Raw genomic sequence first — 16,112 nt, forward strand, 5'->3', positions numbered from 1 at the left:
TTAACAATAATGAAATCAAGAATACATAAAAGTTTTATAGCCGGCTTGCTGCTGTTAACGGCTTGCCGGCCAGATATAGCCATGCCAACGCTCAGCAAAGGCACGGCTGATTTTTCAACTTACGTTGCCATTGGCGACTCGCAAACGGCCGGTTATGCCGATGGTGGATTGTACCGCGAGGGGCAGCTGAACTCTTTTCCCGCCATTATTGCGGGGCAGATGAAAGCAGTAGGCAGCGGCGATTTCAGCCAGCCTTTATTTTCAGAGGCACAGGCCAATGGTTCTGGTTATATACAATTAACCGGTTTTACCAATGGCTCGCCGGTAACTGCTGCTGTTACTACTAATTTAGCTATCCGGGGGCAGCAGGCCGTACCAGGCTTTGGTAATGTTACCTTATACACCAAATATACAGGCGATAATAATAATTATGGGGTGCCGGGAATCAAACTGCAACAAATTACCTATGCACCTTATGGTAACCTAAACGGCTATTTCGAGCGGTTGCTGCCGGGTAATTCGCCAGCCAACACTACTACTTACTTGGATTACGCCACTACGAAGCCTTATACCTTTTTTACCTGCTGGCTGGGTAATAATGATGCTCTGGGCTATGCAACTTCGGGCGGTGCCAGTGATGCACTGACTGATAAAACGCAGTTTGCCCAGTTATATACAGTGCTGCTTAATAAACTTACCGAAAAAGGGCAGAAAGGCTTGGTGGCTACCATACCTGATGTAAGCGCTATCCCTTATTTTAATACAGTAACTACAGGAGCTATATTAGCTAACGTGCAAAAAGCCAACGCCGCTGTACAAGCAATTTACATCAATGCAAAAGCTTCTGCCGATATAGGCAGTACAACCTATACACCGCGTGCAGCAACAGCCGAAGATCTGGTAGTGCTTACCTTTCCAACCAGCCGTATAGGGCAACCGGTAACCAATGCTGCAGGTACTTTTCCTTACGGTCTTGACCCGCGGGCACCTGTTGAAAACCAATATATACTGGATAAAAACGAAGTAGCTTTAGTGCGCGACTACATCAACGCTTATAACGTTACCATTAAAAGTATCGCGATGACGAAAGACCTGGCTGTTTTTGATGCTTATACCTATTTAAACCAGGCCATTAAGGGTATTACTGTAAACGGAGCTAACCTAAGTACAGCGTATATATCCGGCGGCCTGTTTTCTTTAGATGGTGTTCACCTTACCCCGCGCGGTTATGCCATTGAAGCCAATGAGATGATCAAGGCCATTAACTTTAAATATAGTTCTACCATACCATCAGTAAACATTACTAATTACAATGGCGTAAAGTTACCTTAATATCTATTGCTGATATATCAATATAAAAGGGGCCGCATCATCAAACGGCCCCTTTTATTTTACAGGGCTAAAATCGAGTACGATTTTACCTTTATGGTTACTGCTTTCCAACAGGTGATGGGCACCTTCGGCATCATAGGCGTTAAACACCTTTTCTATAACAGGCTTAATTTGCCCGGAGGCCAGCAGCGGCCAAACCTTATCCTCAAGCGCCTGTGCAATTTTACCTTTAAATTCGGCATCTCTGCTGCGCAAAGTGGAGCCGGTAATGGTAAGCCTCTTGCGCATCACCAGTGAAAGATCAGTCACTGCGTCTTTACCATTGGTGGTGTTAATCATTACCAGCCGTCCATCCTCAGCCAATAGATTCAAATTGGATTTATAATAGTTGCCGCCTATCATATCCAATATTACATTAACACCTTTATAGCCGGTTATTTCCTGCAATTCCTGCTCAAAGTTCTGCGTATTATAATTGATGGCTTTTGCGGCTCCCAAATTTTCACAAAAGCGGCACTTCTCGTCTGTTCCCGCCGTTACATAAATGGTAGCTCCCATGGCCACAGCCAACTGTATAGCGGTTACACCAATACCACTGCTGCCCCCATGTACCAGCAATTTTTCGCCTGGTTTAAGGCCAGCCCTGTCAAATATATTGCTCCAAACGGTAAAAAAAGTTTCGGGTAAGGCAGCCGCTTCGGCAAAGCTGAGGTTTTTTAGCCTCGGCAGGCATTGCTCCTGCGGAGCAACACAGTATTGGGCGTAGCCGCCGCCGGCCACCAGTGCACAAACCTCATCGCCTACCTTCCAGCGGGTAACGCTTTCATCCACATAGCTGATAATACCGGCCACTTCCAGGCCGGGAATGTCTTCGGGTACGCCAAACGGAGCGGGGTAAACGCCTTTACGCTGGGCTGCATCAGGCCGGTTAACGCCTGCTGCTTCCACCCGTATCAGCACCTCTCCTGTGCCGGGATAGGGCTGTTCATACTCGCTCATTTTCAGCACTTCGGGGCCGCCGGGCTGAGTAATAGTTACTGCTTTCATGTATTAAATGCTGGCTGAATAACGGCAGGAGCATTACTTATGTTTTTAAATTTAAGATGGTAGATGTACTTCAGGTTAAAAACCGGGGCATTCCACGCGCCTTAGATATCCGTAAGTTTTTGGCATCAGGGTAGCCATACTTACACGCCGCCGTACTCATCCCGGTACCCATAAGCAGTGGCGCTGCAACCAAAACAAGTCTGGCCTGTGCTGTTCCCCGTTTAGTGATGCAGTAGTACTATACTGCCCTTTACCAACGCTGCAAAACGGTTAACAAAGGTTAAAACAATTCGAAAATATATTTTGTTAAGTACCTTATAATCAATAATTTATAAATTATCTGGATTGGCAAAGATTGATGATTTTATTAATCCAATATTGTAGTTTCTATTATGTCAGACAACTGTGCTCCATGCACTGTAATTAACTGTTTTGTACTTAAAATAGTAAATAATTAAAACTCAGCTATAGGCATTATAATTTTTTTATGCTTGTTTTGCAGCTCATTATAACAAAGTAATATGGCTATTCAGCAAGGCGCGCAGGCACCCGATTTTACACTGATTTCATCAGATTTAAAAGAGGTGTCCCTAAGTGATTTTAAAGGACAAAAAGTGATCATCCATTTCTTCCCGATGGCATTTACCGGCGTATGTACTGCACAATTATGTGCTATGCGCGATAACCTGTCTTACTACGACGGCTTGAATGCGCAGGTGCTGGGCATCTCAGTAGATTCGCCTTTTACGCTGGCTAAGTTTAAGGAGGAGAATGGCTATCAGTTTCCGTTATTGTCCGACTTTAATAAAACCGCTTCTGCTGCCTATGGCGCTTTGTATGAGGAGTTTGCCTTTGGCCTGAAAGGCGTATCTAAAAGAGCCGCCTTTGTATTGGATGAGAACCAGCAGGTAATTTATGCCGAAGTGCTGGAATCGGCCGGTGATTTGCCCGACTTTTCGGCGATTGAAGCAGCAGTAAAGTAATTAAAAAAAAATTTAGCGGTTAAAAAAGTAATACTATCTTTGCAAACCGTTAAAGAAAGCACTCGTAGCTCAATTGGATAGAGCGTCTGACTACGGATCAGAAGGTTAGGGGTTCGACTCCCTTCGAGTGCACATAGTTTAAGCCTTTCCGTTTTTTTACAGAAAGGCTTTTTAAATTTTAAACAGATGCTCAACCTGGTATTATTTGGTCCGCCCGGAGCCGGAAAAGGTACACAATCTCAAAATTTAATACAGAAACACGCTTTAATTCACTTGTCTACAGGTGATTTGCTGCGTAACGAAATTGCTAAAGGTACTGAGCTGGGCCTTGAAGCCAAAAAGCTGATGGATGCCGGCCTGCTGGTGCCTGATGAGGTGGTGATTAGTATGATCAGTAATAAACTTGATGCTGAAAAAGATGCCAGGGGGTTTATTTTTGATGGATTTCCGCGCACCGTAGCGCAGGCTGCTGCCCTTGATACCTTACTGGAAAGCAAAGGGGCAGGTATTTCAGGTATGATAGCCCTTGAAGTAAAAGATGAAGAACTCCAAACCCGCCTTTTACTGCGTGGTAAGGAGTCGGGCCGGCCGGATGACGCTAACCCTGAAGTAATTGGCAAGCGCATTACCGAGTATAATAATAAAACAGCGCCTGTAGCCAGCTACTATAAGGAGCAAAATAAATACAAGAGCATTAACGGCATCGGCACGGTAGAAGAAATTTTTACTGCGCTGAACGAGGTTATAGAAAAATATTAAATTTAGTCGCGAAGTCAGTAAAGTCTAAAAATCCGAAAGTCGGTAGGTCAAAATTGTATTAGTAACATATATGATTACAGACAATTGCGAACTCTCAAACTTTATTAACTCCCTGACTCTCTGACTTTCCCAACTTCTTACAAAAATCCATGTCGCAGGGTTCAAATTTTGTTGATTACGTAAAAATATGTTGCCGCTCGGGGCATGGCGGGGCCGGTTCTGCACATTTGCACCGGGATAAGCACACTGCTAAAGGCGGCCCCGATGGCGGCGATGGCGGCCGTGGCGGCCATGTTATAGTAAAAGGCAATGCCCAGTTGTGGACATTACTGCACCTGAAATACCGCAAGCATGTAATTGCCGGTAACGGCGATAGCGGCGGCAGTTCTCTGCGCAGCGGCAAAACCGGCGAGGATGATATACTGGAAGTGCCATTGGGCACCATAGCCAGGGATGCCGAAACAGGCGAAGTGATATTTGAAATTACTAAAGACGGTGAAACCCGCATTTTAACCGAAGGCGGCCGTGGCGGCCTGGGTAACTGGCATTTTAAGTCGGCCACACAGCAAACCCCGCGCTTTGCACAGCCCGGTGAAGCGGGTAAGGAAGACTGGAATATACTGGAACTCAAGATATTGGCCGATGTAGGCTTGGTAGGCTTCCCCAACGCCGGTAAATCCACGTTGCTGTCGGTGCTATCGGCTGCCAAGCCCGAAATTGCCGATTATGCGTTTACTACGCTGGTACCTAACCTGGGCATTGTTGCCTATCGTGATAATAAATCCTTTGTGATGGCCGATATACCAGGCATTATTGAGGGGGCTTCTCAGGGTAAAGGTTTGGGCATCAGGTTTTTACGGCATATCGAGCGAAATTCGGTGCTGCTGTTCATGATACCGGCCGATACCAACCGTACCCTGCAGCAGGAGTATGATATTCTGCTGAATGAGTTGCAGGCCTACAACCCCGAACTGATGCACAAGCCCCGCCTACTGGCCGTTACCAAGGCCGATTTGCTGGATGAGGAATTGCAGCAGGAAATGAGCCGCGAATTACCGGCTGACATTCCGGCGGTATTTATTTCCTCGGTAGCGCAAAAGGGATTATCTGAATTAAAGGATAAATTATGGCAGGCCATAAATCAGCAGGCGTAGTTAAAAAAGCGGTATAAACGGCGATAAACTTCCATAAAAAGCCATAAACCGCCATTAAATGCTGTAAAGTGTCAGCAAAAGTAGCAGGTGGGTTAACCGGTGGTTCATGTCCTCCTGAATTTAATTAACTGCTCAGCCGATGACCCGCTTGCGGATTAAGGTTGCCGGATTGCCCTGATGAATGCCATAAGCGGCAAGAGCAGAGGTGGCTATAGAGCCTGCGGTGAGCACCGCATGGCTGTATACAACTGTGCCGGGGCAAACGGTAGCCCGTGCCCCAATCCAGGCGCCATCGGCAAGCGTGATGGTGCCGGTAATGAGATCGAAGCCGGGTTTGCTGTAATTGTGGTTGCCGGTAAGCAGCAGCGCCCCCTGTGAAAGGCAAACATGGCTGCCCAGGGTAACTCTCACCAGGTTGTCAATCCACACGCCTTCGCCTATCCAGCAATGGTTGCCGATAACAAGGTGCCAGGGGTATTTGATGTTTACGCCCGGCTTAATTACCACACCCTTGCCTACGGCAGCGCCAAACCAGCGCAGCACCATGCATTTGATCCGGCTAAAAGGCAGCAGGCTGGTTTTAAAAAACAGCGCATTAATATAAAACCACACCAGCCGTTTAACCGCGTTGCCGCCCGGATGATAGGGGGCATTATTATAGGCTGAAAGATCAGTTTTCATGAATACCGGAGGCAGGCGGACTTGTTCTGATCCATATAAATATACTTGCCATAATCAGTACATAAATAACGATGTTAAATACCGTATGCTGGTCGGCAATATATACTTTAGAGCGGTGCCAGTGCAGGGTAAGCAATATAAAGCGCAGGATGTTGAGCAGTTGAATAATTAACAGCCCTGCGCCCAAAAATATAAGTTTTTGCAGCAGCGGCTTAGGGTAGGCTAATACAAAGGCAGTAAAAAAGCACATTACGCCGAAGCCCAGGCAATCGTAGCCGATGATGATGATGTTATGGGCCGGTACCATCAGTTGAAATTCGGTGGTTTTGGTTGGATAGCCGCAAGCCTGCAAAACAGCTGAGCTGCTTTGAATAAGTATAAAACGCAAACCGCTGATAAAATTCAAGTGGTGGTCTAAGAATGGGGAGTACAAATTACCGGGAACCGTAATGCCCAGGTAAAACAGGTAAAAGCCATACAACAATGCAAACAGTACTACAAAGGTAATGGCGAAGCGCAAAGCCGGGTTAAGGGCGTTTAGACCTACCTTCATGTTGTTTTTTCAATAATTCATCAATCTTAATATCTACCATCAGCCTGAACCAAAACCCTTGCAAGAAGTGGAAGATGATGCCGGTTCGGCCATCCAAAATACCTAACTTGAATATCAGGCGGTAAGAGAAATAGACAGCCGGCCTTACGTAGCGCGGCAATTTCCACCACCATTGCTTGAGCTGGGCAGTGCGCTCATCAGGGTTGCCGGTTAGCCTGGGCTTAATTGTTTGAATGCGCAATTGCTGCATACGTTCCACCTCTTCCATCGCCAGCTGATCGCTGTAGCGGTTGTGCTTGTCAATCCAGAAGGCAATCTGGTTCTCTTTCAGGTTTTCCTCCAGCAGCCAGCCCTGCTTCCAGATGGTAGTTGCCCCGTTCACCACAAAGCGGTGATCCATGTTCTCGTTCAGATCCGAATAACCAATGCCATACCTGAACATTTTCAGCAAGTAGAACGGATAATATCCTCCATGCTTTATCCATTTGCCCTTAAAATAGTTTTTGCGGTTAAAATAAATACCGTTTATGCCTGCATAACCATCAGGGTTAAAATCGGCCAGCAACTGGTACAATTCCGGGGTAACGGTATGGTCGGCATCCAGGCAAACTACCCAGGGCGTGGTTATATTAAAGCAGGTGAGCGCATGGTGCCATTGCTGCGGATGGTTTACAAACGGATGCCGGGCAATGGTGGCATTATAGCTTTGCGCTATAGTCAGGGTATCATCCATACTGCCGGAATCTAATACAAACAGAGGTGCCTGAAGCCCGGCTATGGATTGCAGCAGGCGGGGCAGGTGTATTTCCTCGTTATAGGTAAGTACAATGAAGGAAAAGGGCGGCTGCACTAAAGGGAAATTCTTATGTTGAAGACCGGCTATGTATCTACTTCATTGCTTTTGCAGCGTGAAGTAATGGGTTATTTATCTTGGCGATTACCTGTTCTCTCGCAGAAACCCCTGCCTACCGTCCCGAGGGAGGGATTAAATCACACTTTTTTCGAAAAGCCACTTTCAAATTGTCCCGCCCTCGGGAGGGCAGGGAGGTGTTTCTATACATTATAGGCTAAGCGCCGTAACATCGCACCTTTCAGAACAGCCTATATCGTATCGATAAAATTACGTTCTGCCTTGTTAAAAATGAAGGTGCCTGTTAGCAGTACCACAACCGTAAATACACAGGTATACAGCAGCATAGCCCAGCTAAAGCTGGCCGTGCCCAAAAAGCCGTACCTGAAGGTTTCAATCACCGGCGTAAGCGGGTTGTATAAAATCAGCCACTTGTAGGCCGAGTACTTATGCTGGATTTCGGACAAGGGGTAAATTACCGTAGTGGTATACATCAGCAGCGGAATACCGAAGGATATTATAAAAGATAAATCGCGGTACTTGATGGTTGCCGCCGATAAAATCATCCCGGCGCCCAGGCCCATACCTGCCAGTAAGATAATCAGTAGAGGAAGCAATAGCAGATAAGCATTAGGCATAAAATGATAGCCGGTAAGTTTAAAGTATACCTGCAGGCAGATGAACAGCACCAGCTGTACCCCCAGTTTCAGCAGGCTGGAACATACAATGCTCAATGGCATAATCAGCCGCGGAAAGTAAACTTTACCCATCATCCCGGCATTATCCCTGAACACGGTGGAGGTTTTTGAAAGGCAGTCGGAAAAATAGTTCCACAAAATGGTACCGGCCAGGTAAAACAGCGGCTTGGGCAGGCCATCGGTAGAAATGCCGGCCAGGGTACCGAATACAATGGTGTATACTATAATGGTAACCACCGGCTGCACAAAAAACCAGATAGGCCCTAAAATGGTCTGCTTGTAAAACGAAACAAAATCGCGCCGTACCAGCAGGGTAAGCAAATCGCGGTAGGCCCAGGTTTCCTTAAGTTTCAGGTCGAAAGTTCGGGTATCCGCCTTTATTTCGTAATCCCAGTAATCAGGCGGTAGTTCGCTCATGTAAAATATTCCACAGTTGGGTTCGGTATTGCGCCTCGTTAAAATAATGCACGCATTTGGTTTGCAACTCTTTTCGTTTTTCTACTGCCGGCGGCTGTGCCAGGCACCGGGCTATGGCTTGTTCCAGCTCTTCTGCACTGTCGGCATTAATGCTGTGGCCAAGCTCGCCGTTCCTAACCGCATCGGCGCTGCCATCGGCATTACCGCTGATAACGGGCAGGCCGCAGGCCAGCGCTTCTATAAATACCAGTCCGAAACCTTCCTTCTTACTGGGCAGTACAAACAAGTCAGCCAATAAAAAATGGTCGGTCAGCTCTTTATCCGCTATAAAGCCGGTTACTATTACGTGGCGTTGCAGGTTATGGGTTTCGATAAGCCGGGTAATACGTTTTTCTTCGGCAGCATCATACTGCCCGGCCAGCATATACCGGAGCTGAGGATAGGCATCCTTCAACTGCGCAACGGCCTTTATCACCTGCTCATAGCCCTTGTACTGCTCGGTTGAGGCCAGGCGGGTAAGGGTAAACAACAGCTGATGCTGTGCATCAAGTCCGTAACGTTGTAACAGATAATCCGGTTTTTCCAGGCGGTCGGGCAGGTGCATATACGGGTCGAGCGCGTTGTTAAGCACCTGCGTTCTACCCGCAGGCAACTGGTGCAGCTGCTGTACCTGCTGTTGGGTAAAATGGCTCACGCATAAAATTCGGGTGCATAGCTTAAGCAAACGCTTTTGCACGAAGCTTAACGGCCGCCAAACCTCAATTCCATGCGCAATAAGGTAGATGCGGCAACGCGGGTTAACCAGTTTTATCAGCAGGCCTACCATCGCTAAATTAATATGGCTTAATATCAGTACCTGTGTACGGCGGCCTGCCTTTATATTCGCCCATACAAACCGTATTCTGGCATTAGCAAAGCCCCTGAAACTTTGGGGTGGCAAGTATTGGGGCATCAGGGCAAATGGCGCATCGTATAAAGACCAGCACTCGAAATGGAACTGATGCGTACCGGCCAACTGCTGCAGGGCGTAACCAAGTGTACGGGTCATTTTCTGGATGCCGCCCGTGGTACTGAAGGTTTGCAGGGTAAGCAGGCGTACGTGTTCAGGCATGTTGCTGTAGCTGGTATAAAGCAAATATTTTTGACCAGTGTATTCTGCCCGCTTTAAAGTTGTTTACAACAGTACGGGCTGCTTTGGTGCGGTAGTTACCGGTATTGCTGATGGGCGCATACGTTTGCATCCATTGCTGCAACGGAAACGTAAAACCCATTTTAGGCCGGTTGCTTATGGCTTCCGGCAGCAGGTGTTTAAAGCTATTCAATAAAAGCTGCTTTACGGGCGGTGCGGCAAACCGCAGCGCAGGCGTAACCTGGTTAACGGCATCGGTAAAGTCTTCATCCAGAAACGGCACCCTTACTTCCAGGCCGTGGCTCATGCTCATTACATCGGTATCGCGCAGCAGCTGGTTTTGCATATACAGGTGGGTTTCCAGCCAGCCGGCTTTTTCGGCCCCGGTTAAATGTTCGGGCAGGGCAGGTACGTTCTGATAGATCACCTCTTCAACCGCTGCCGGTGTGGTGTTCAGCAAATCCGCCACTTCGGCCGGTGTAAACATTCCCCTTAAAAAGAAATATTGGGCCAACGGATGATCACGTTTCAGAAAGGCCAGGCGCGCATATCCTGTATTGTAAAAGGCCCCGAGCCGGGCAAGTAACTGTACCGGCAGGCGCTTTAAAAAATTAACGGCATGTATGCGCCGGAAGGAGGGGTAGCCCCCAAAAAGCTCATCGGCGCCCAGGCCGGAAAGTACGGCCTTCAATCCGTTCTGGCTGGCATATTTACTGATGAACCAGGAGTTGATGCCATCGGTAGTGGGCATATCCATGCGCTGCAAAATTTCGGGCAGGCAGGTTTCAAAATCCCGGTAGGTAACCAGGCAGGCGTGCTGCTGCCCCGAAAGCTGCCGGGTAATCATTTCCTGGTAGCGGCGCTCGTTATAGGCGCCCTCGTTAAAGTAGATGGAAATATATTGCAACTGTTGATGTTCCAACCGGTTGGCCAGCAAGGCCAGCAGGCTTGAATCTATCCCGCCGCTTAAAAATATGCCCAGTGGCGCATCGGCCACCAGCTGGCGCTTTACCGCGCTTTTTAAACTATGATAAATTAATTCCTGCGCCTGTGCTGCATTACTGATGGTGGCTGCAGGTACTGCGGCCGCATAAGCCATAATTTGAAATTGAGCCGACGCATTTTCCCAGCAAAGGTAGCTTCCCTTAGGCAGGCTGAATACCTCTTTTAAGGTAGTGTAAGGCTCGGGGAGGTGGCCGTAGGTGAGAAAGCGTATCTGCCAGGCGGTATTATCACCCTGGGCTATACCGGCTGCCTTAAGCGCCTTTACTTCTGAGGCAAAGCTGAGGGCTCCGTTGCGGGTGCAATAATACAGCGGTTTAATGCCGCTGCGGTCGCGCACCAGGTAAGTGCGCTGGTGCAGGGTATCGGTATCATACAAGGCAAAGGCAAACATGCCCTTTAACTGTGCAAAAGCGGCGGTACCCCAATGCAGGTACGCCTGGATAATTACCTCCGTATCCGTTGCGGTGTAAAAGCGGGCGCCTAATTTTAGCAGCGTTGCCTTTAGTTCCAGGTAGTTATAAATCTCGCCGTTGAAGGTAAGCCATATCCGTTTCTGTCTGTCGGCCATTGGCTGGTGCCCGTTAGCGCTCAGGTCAATTATGGCCAGGCGGCGGTGGCCCAGGCATATACCGGCATCCGCATCGGTATATAAGCCTTCATCATCGGGGCCGCCATGTTGCAGCACATGGCACATGGCGCTTACCTTACGGGTTAGCTCCTGTACCGGTAATTGTTTACTGATGATGCCTGCTATTCTGCACATATATAATGGCTGCGGTTCACAGCTTCGCCCCGTGAGTTACAGTGGCGTATAACAACTCATTCAAATTCAATGTGAAACGCTTAACCTCATTTATTATAACCGCTCCAGGTAGGATGCCGCGATATAAATAATCACCGAGCCTAAATCGCCCAGCCGCAACGCCAGTTGCTTTTGCGAGCGGTAAGCCACTACCTCACCGCTAAACCCCTTTAACGGGCCGGCCTTAATTTTAACCGGTTCGCCGGGCTGCAGTTCCTGCTCGGTAATTTCAAGCTCATAGGAACTGGCCAGCAGCAACTTTAAATCGGTGATCTGCCGCTCTGGCATAGTAGCCGTTTTGCCCGAAAAATAAATGAAGCGCACAATGCCCTTTGTCATCAGCACTTCTGTTTTCTGCTGCTCGGTAATGTGCACAAATAAATACGATTTAATGAGCGGTTCCTCTACCCATTTCTTACGGTCGCTCCATTGCTTTAGTTGTTTTTGCAGTGGCAGGTACGCCTCAATACCTTTTTGGGTGAGCGCCTCATACCCTTTTTTTTCGGCCCTCGGGTTTGTATATACCGGGAACCATTGTTTACCTGTATTGGTTTTTGTAACTGCCATTACCATTACTTTAACCAGCGCCTGATATCCCACCATTTGGATTTTTTATCATCCACATAATACCCCGAACCGCTGTAGCCGCTATAATCGGAGTAGTAATAGTACCGCGAGCCGTAATTTTCGCCGGTGAATTTGGTGGTATAGTACCTGGAGTGCAGCAAATCCTCTTCGTAGGCATTCAGGATGATGACACTGTTGGTCAAATTATATTCCGAACCTACGCGCTGAGGGATAGTGGCCGCATAATATTTGGATTTACCCGAACGGATCACAAACACGTTGATGTCACTCAATCGGATGAGCGGCACAGAATCAGATACCAGGCCGATAGGTGCGGTGTCTACCATAATGATATCATAGGTATTGCGCAGATGCGCCAGCAGGCCAGTCATGCGCTCATTGTGCAGCAGCTCCGACGGATTTGGCGGCACCGGCCCTGAAGGGATGAAGTCGAAATTGTTATTCTCTACCCGGAACACCACTTCCTCCAAAGTGTTCTGGTCAGACAGGTAGGTGCTTAAGCCCTTGTCATTAGGCGTACGAAAGGCATGGTGCAGCTTGGAGCGGCGAAGATCGGCCGCGATAAGAATAACCTTCTTGTCAATCAATGACAGTGTGCTCGACAGGTTAACGGCTACAAATGACTTGCCCTCACCGGCTACCTCGGAGGTGATACAAATTACTTTGCTCTGCTTTTCAAATGCCAGGAAGTTAAGGTTGGTACGCACCGAACGTATGGACTCTGCAAACACCGATTTAGGCTCGGCCAGTGCCAGTACCTGCGTGTTATTATCGTCAATAGCGTGCGGAAACTTACGCACTACGCCGATAATCGGGGTAGTAGTAAGGCTTTCTATGGTTTCCTTATCATAAATGTAAGGATTGAGGACACGGATAAGAACGATAATGCCAAAGCCCGCAGCCAAGCCAAGCAATATAGCGTTGCGGTATATATCGTGCTCATCAGGGGCAATAGGGCCGAAGTTGGCTTGTGCCGGCTCTATAATGGTAGCGCCCGGCAGTATGGCCGAGCGGCTGATCTGCGCCCCTAACTTTCTTTCAGACAGAAAGGAATATACCTTTTGGTTGATGTCGTAATTACGGGTAATGGTTACCAGGTCGCGCTGGGCCGTAGGCAGCTGCGCTACCTTTTGGTTGGCCTGGGTCAGCTGAGTGTCCAGGTAGTTTTTGTTTTTGAGCAGGCGCTGCCGGGTAGCCTCAATGTTAGTGAGTACCGCATTCTTTATCTGTAAAATCTGCTGGTTAATATCCAGCACCGGCTGCGAGTTGGGATTAAAAGTTTTAAGCAAGGTGCTTTTTTGCGCAATCAGGCTATTCAGGCTGTTGATCAGGCCGCCCAGCAGCGGATCAAGCGAACCTTCCAGGTTCAGGTTAAGGTTAGTGTTTTCGCGCTCACGCAATACCTGCTGCTTCAGCTGGTCTATCCCGATTAGCTGCATGTTCAGCAGCGAGCGTTGTTCGTCTAAGCTGCTCACCTTAGCCGTTATGTTCTCGGCCGATGCGTTAACGTCAATAATTTTGTTTTTTTGCTGATAATCGGTAAGCGATTTGGCCGAGCCGTTTACCTTATCCGTCAGGTAATTGAGCTGATTATCAATAAAGCTGATCATCTGCGTGGCCGAGCGTGTTTTCTGGCTCCTGTCAAAGTTCAGGTATTCCAGCATAATGGCGTTGATGATGTCGGCAGCAAACTGCGGGTTCGAATCTGTTTGCTGCAGCGAAAGGATGTTGGAGTTTTTGATGACCTCGGCAGTGTGCAGGCCGCCCTGCACGCGCCCTATAAAGTCTTCCGGATTGTTGAACTTGAACAGGTATACGGCCTTGCTGCTCACCTGGCCTGCATTTTTTATGCTGAATGCCGTTGGCCCTGCCATAGCCGGGGCGTTATAGGCGTAATCATGCTTTATTTCCTTGCCGGCATGTTTATAAGTTAACCGGTAATGCCCGTTGTCCAGACCCTGAAACTTAATCAGGTCGCGGTAGAAGTTCAGGCTGTCAAATTTCAGCAGTTCAACGTCAAGCGGTTTATTGGGGTAAAGTTCAGTGGTGCGTATGCGGCCCTCCAGGTAAAAGCTGATACGATAATCCAGATCCTTAATCGCATTTAATATTACCTGCCGGCTTTGTATCACAAAACTTTCGCTTTGCAATTTCGACATGCCACGTTCCGGTGCGGCTATTGTACTGTTAAATTCAGAGAAGTCGGCTTTTTTATCCTCTAACTTAAGCGTGGCCGAGGTAGCATAGGTTTTTGGCGTATACCACACGTATACCCGTGCCGTGGTATAACATATCAGTACAGCCAGCGCAATCCAGTACCAGCGGCTTGCCAAAATCCTGATGATCTTAAAATAGTCAATCTCCTGGTGCGGCAGTTTATGCTCCTGTTTGGTAATCTCCTGCATCTATCGGCTGAAAGAAATAATTAACAATGCCGTGTTAATGAGCAGCAGGGCCGGCTGCACCAGCGTAGAGATATATTGAAGGTTTTCAGTACTTGTTGCCCTCCTGCTTTGCGCCACATATACAATATCGTTGTTTTGCAGCAATATCCGAGGGTCGGCCAGTGTTTTTAAATTGCTTAAATCAAGCAGTATAATCTGCGGGTGCATCTTATCACCCCTGATGATCTTGATGTTCTTTTCGTTAGCCCTGTCGGTTAAGCCACCGGCTGCGCCAATCATATCCACCAGTGTGGTTTGCTCCTTTAGCAGCGGATAGTTACCCTGCGCCCTTACTTCGCCCAACAATGTTACCTTCAAGTTTGTTATTTTCAGCTCGATAATAGGATCTCTCAGTAAAGTTTTACGGTAAAGCGCTTCAATTTGTTTCTCGGCCTCAAAGCGGGTAAGGCCGGCTACCTTAACATGGCCTACGGCGGGCAGGGCTACCGTTCCGTCTTCTTCTACCTGATAGGTTTGCACTGCAGCGGTGGTTTGGCCGCCGCCTGTATTAGTTACCTCGCCTGATATGGCGCTAAGGCTTTGCAGGTTTCTTACCTGCAGCAAATCCTGGGGCAAAATATGGTAGCTTACAGGCCCCGGCGGCGCAATGGCAGCACTGTCGGCCGTTGGTGTGCTGCTTTGAAAAAGCAGCTGGTGTTGCCTGGTGGCACAGGCGCTTAACAGGAGCACGCCTGTTAAAAATAATACAATAAAATGCACACCATTAAAAACACGCATACCGCAGCTCACCAACAGGTTTATAATTAAGAAATCAAAATTAATTATTTGGCCTCACATTTATACCAATCTCCGGCAAAGTTCTTTAACGTATTTGGGTTGGTAACGCGGCGCAAATTTTATCACCTTTGCAATATAACCCTATTTGATCATCAACTTGCTGAAAATTAGTCTGATTACCGTTTGTTACAACGCTGCTGCAACACTAAGCAAGTGTATTGATTCTGTGCTGGCGCAAAGCTATGGTAACCTCGAATACATTATAATAGATGGTGCCTCTACAGACGGCACCCCGGCTCTTATAAGCGGATACGGCAGCCGCATTGATCATTTTATTTCAGAACCTGATAATGGTTTATACGATGCCATGAACAAAGGCATCGGCCTGGCTACCGGGCAGGTCATCGGCATATTAAATGCCGATGATTATTTTATCAGTAACACAGTAATCAGCGCGGTGGCGCAGGCGTTTCAGCAATCCGGGGCCGATGTGGTTTACGCGAACCTGAACTTTGTAAATCCGCTGGGCAGGATAGTTCGCAGGTGGAGATCGGGAAGTTATGTTGCCGGGGCGTTTAACCGGGGCTGGATGCCGGCGCATCCTGCCTTTTATGCAAAGAAAAGTTTATTTGAACAGCATGGGGCTTATAGGCTTGATTATGGAAGCGCTGCAGATTATGAGCTGATGATGCGGATGATACATGTACACCGGGTTAATGTATTTTACCTGAATATGACATTGCTGCACATGTTAACCGGTGGAATCAGTAACAAAAGCTTAATCAATCGCGTAAACATCTACAAGTTCGATCTGAAGGCGATGAAAGATAATCAGATAACATATCCTCGTATTACACTTTTATTAAAGCCTTTAAGAAAGATACGGCAGTATTTACCCGGATTTTTTTCGGATAAATAATTAGTGTGATAAC

The 16,112-nt window shown here is 47.7% G+C and carries 15 protein-coding genes and 1 tRNA gene; 6 read left to right on the forward strand and 10 right to left on the reverse strand.

The annotated features are described in order from the left end of the window. The first annotated feature begins 9 nt into the window (after positions 1 to 9). Positions 10 to 1,332 carry an SGNH/GDSL hydrolase family protein gene (locus ACY652_RS13425; RefSeq protein ID WP_462264892.1) on the forward strand — a complete coding sequence of 441 codons (1,323 nt, stop codon included), beginning with the start codon at positions 10 to 12 and terminating at the stop codon, positions 1,330 to 1,332. A gap of 54 nt (positions 1,333 to 1,386) precedes the next feature. Here ACY652_RS13425 and ACY652_RS13430 read toward each other — a convergent pair whose 3' ends face one another. Further along, on the reverse strand, positions 1,387 to 2,379 hold the full coding sequence (locus ACY652_RS13430; RefSeq protein ID WP_462264893.1) for an NAD(P)H-quinone oxidoreductase: 993 nt from the start codon (positions 2,377 to 2,379) through the stop codon (positions 1,387 to 1,389). Positions 2,380 to 2,900: 521 nt separating this feature from the next. Between ACY652_RS13430 and ACY652_RS13435 the strand changes: the two genes are divergently transcribed. The 4 genes from ACY652_RS13435 (at position 2,901) to obgE (ending at position 5,275) form a co-directional block, all read left to right on the forward strand. Beyond that, complete coding sequence (locus tag ACY652_RS13435) at positions 2,901 to 3,362, forward strand: redoxin domain-containing protein (RefSeq protein WP_462264894.1); 462 nt, start codon at positions 2,901 to 2,903, stop codon at positions 3,360 to 3,362. Between the two features lie 58 nt (positions 3,363 to 3,420). Continuing rightward, positions 3,421 to 3,494: transfer RNA gene (locus ACY652_RS13440), tRNA-Arg, on the forward strand. A 54-nt stretch (positions 3,495 to 3,548) separates the two neighbouring features. Next, entirely contained in the window at positions 3,549 to 4,121 is a 573-nt protein-coding gene (locus tag ACY652_RS13445) for an adenylate kinase (RefSeq protein ID WP_462264895.1), read from the forward strand. Positions 4,122 to 4,270: 149 nt separating this feature from the next. Continuing rightward, a complete protein-coding gene (gene obgE, locus ACY652_RS13450; protein ID WP_462264896.1) occupies positions 4,271 to 5,275 on the forward strand; it encodes a GTPase ObgE in 1,005 nt (334 codons plus the stop codon). A gap of 132 nt (positions 5,276 to 5,407) precedes the next feature. On the opposite strand, the gene ACY652_RS13455 is transcribed toward obgE, so the two are convergent. The 9 genes from ACY652_RS13455 to ACY652_RS13495 all read right to left on the reverse strand — a co-directional run bounded on the left by ACY652_RS13455 (position 5,408) and on the right by ACY652_RS13495 (position 15,180). Further along, entirely contained in the window at positions 5,408 to 5,956 is a 549-nt protein-coding gene (locus ACY652_RS13455) for a WcaF family extracellular polysaccharide biosynthesis acetyltransferase (protein WP_462264897.1), read from the reverse strand. After that, entirely contained in the window at positions 5,946 to 6,509 is a 564-nt protein-coding gene (gene xrtY, locus ACY652_RS13460; protein ID WP_462264898.1) for an exosortase Y, read from the reverse strand. Before xrtY ends, ACY652_RS13455 begins: the two co-directional genes overlap by 11 nt. Further along, positions 6,484 to 7,359, reverse strand: coding sequence for a glycosyltransferase family 2 protein (locus ACY652_RS13465; protein WP_462264899.1), 876 nt, complete (start codon positions 7,357 to 7,359; stop codon positions 6,484 to 6,486). The genes xrtY and ACY652_RS13465 overlap by 26 nt, the downstream gene beginning before the upstream one ends. Before the next feature lie 251 nt (positions 7,360 to 7,610). Then, the gene (locus ACY652_RS13470) at positions 7,611 to 8,474 is read right to left on the reverse strand and encodes an ABC transporter permease (RefSeq protein ID WP_462264900.1); all 864 of its coding nucleotides are present in this window, start codon (positions 8,472 to 8,474) and stop codon (positions 7,611 to 7,613) included. Next, positions 8,455 to 9,585, reverse strand: coding sequence for a glycosyltransferase family 4 protein (locus ACY652_RS13475; RefSeq protein ID WP_462264901.1), 1,131 nt, complete (start codon positions 9,583 to 9,585; stop codon positions 8,455 to 8,457). The genes ACY652_RS13470 and ACY652_RS13475 overlap by 20 nt, the downstream gene beginning before the upstream one ends. Further along, positions 9,578 to 11,371 carry an asparagine synthase (glutamine-hydrolyzing) gene (asnB, locus tag ACY652_RS13480; protein WP_462264902.1) on the reverse strand — a complete coding sequence of 598 codons (1,794 nt, stop codon included), beginning with the start codon at positions 11,369 to 11,371 and terminating at the stop codon, positions 9,578 to 9,580. Before asnB ends, ACY652_RS13475 begins: the two co-directional genes overlap by 8 nt. Positions 11,372 to 11,464: 93 nt before the next feature. Next, positions 11,465 to 11,977 carry a UpxY family transcription antiterminator gene (locus tag ACY652_RS13485; protein ID WP_462264903.1) on the reverse strand — a complete coding sequence of 171 codons (513 nt, stop codon included), beginning with the start codon at positions 11,975 to 11,977 and terminating at the stop codon, positions 11,465 to 11,467. A gap of 5 nt (positions 11,978 to 11,982) precedes the next feature. Next, positions 11,983 to 14,403: a GumC family protein gene (locus ACY652_RS13490; RefSeq protein WP_462264904.1), complete on the reverse strand. Its 2,421-nt coding sequence runs from the start codon at positions 14,401 to 14,403 to the stop codon at positions 11,983 to 11,985. Then, positions 14,404 to 15,180 carry a polysaccharide biosynthesis/export family protein gene (locus ACY652_RS13495; RefSeq protein WP_462264905.1) on the reverse strand — a complete coding sequence of 259 codons (777 nt, stop codon included), beginning with the start codon at positions 15,178 to 15,180 and terminating at the stop codon, positions 14,404 to 14,406. It abuts the gene before it with no gap. 157 nt (positions 15,181 to 15,337) lie between these two features. Between ACY652_RS13495 and ACY652_RS13500 the strand changes: the two genes are divergently transcribed. Then, on the forward strand, positions 15,338 to 16,099 hold the full coding sequence (locus ACY652_RS13500) for a glycosyltransferase family 2 protein (RefSeq protein ID WP_462264906.1): 762 nt from the start codon (positions 15,338 to 15,340) through the stop codon (positions 16,097 to 16,099). Positions 16,100 to 16,112 lie beyond the last annotated feature (13 nt).

The organism is Mucilaginibacter sp., assembly GCF_965200995.1.
In the GTDB taxonomy this organism is placed as follows: Bacteria; Bacteroidota; Bacteroidia; order Sphingobacteriales; family Sphingobacteriaceae; genus Mucilaginibacter.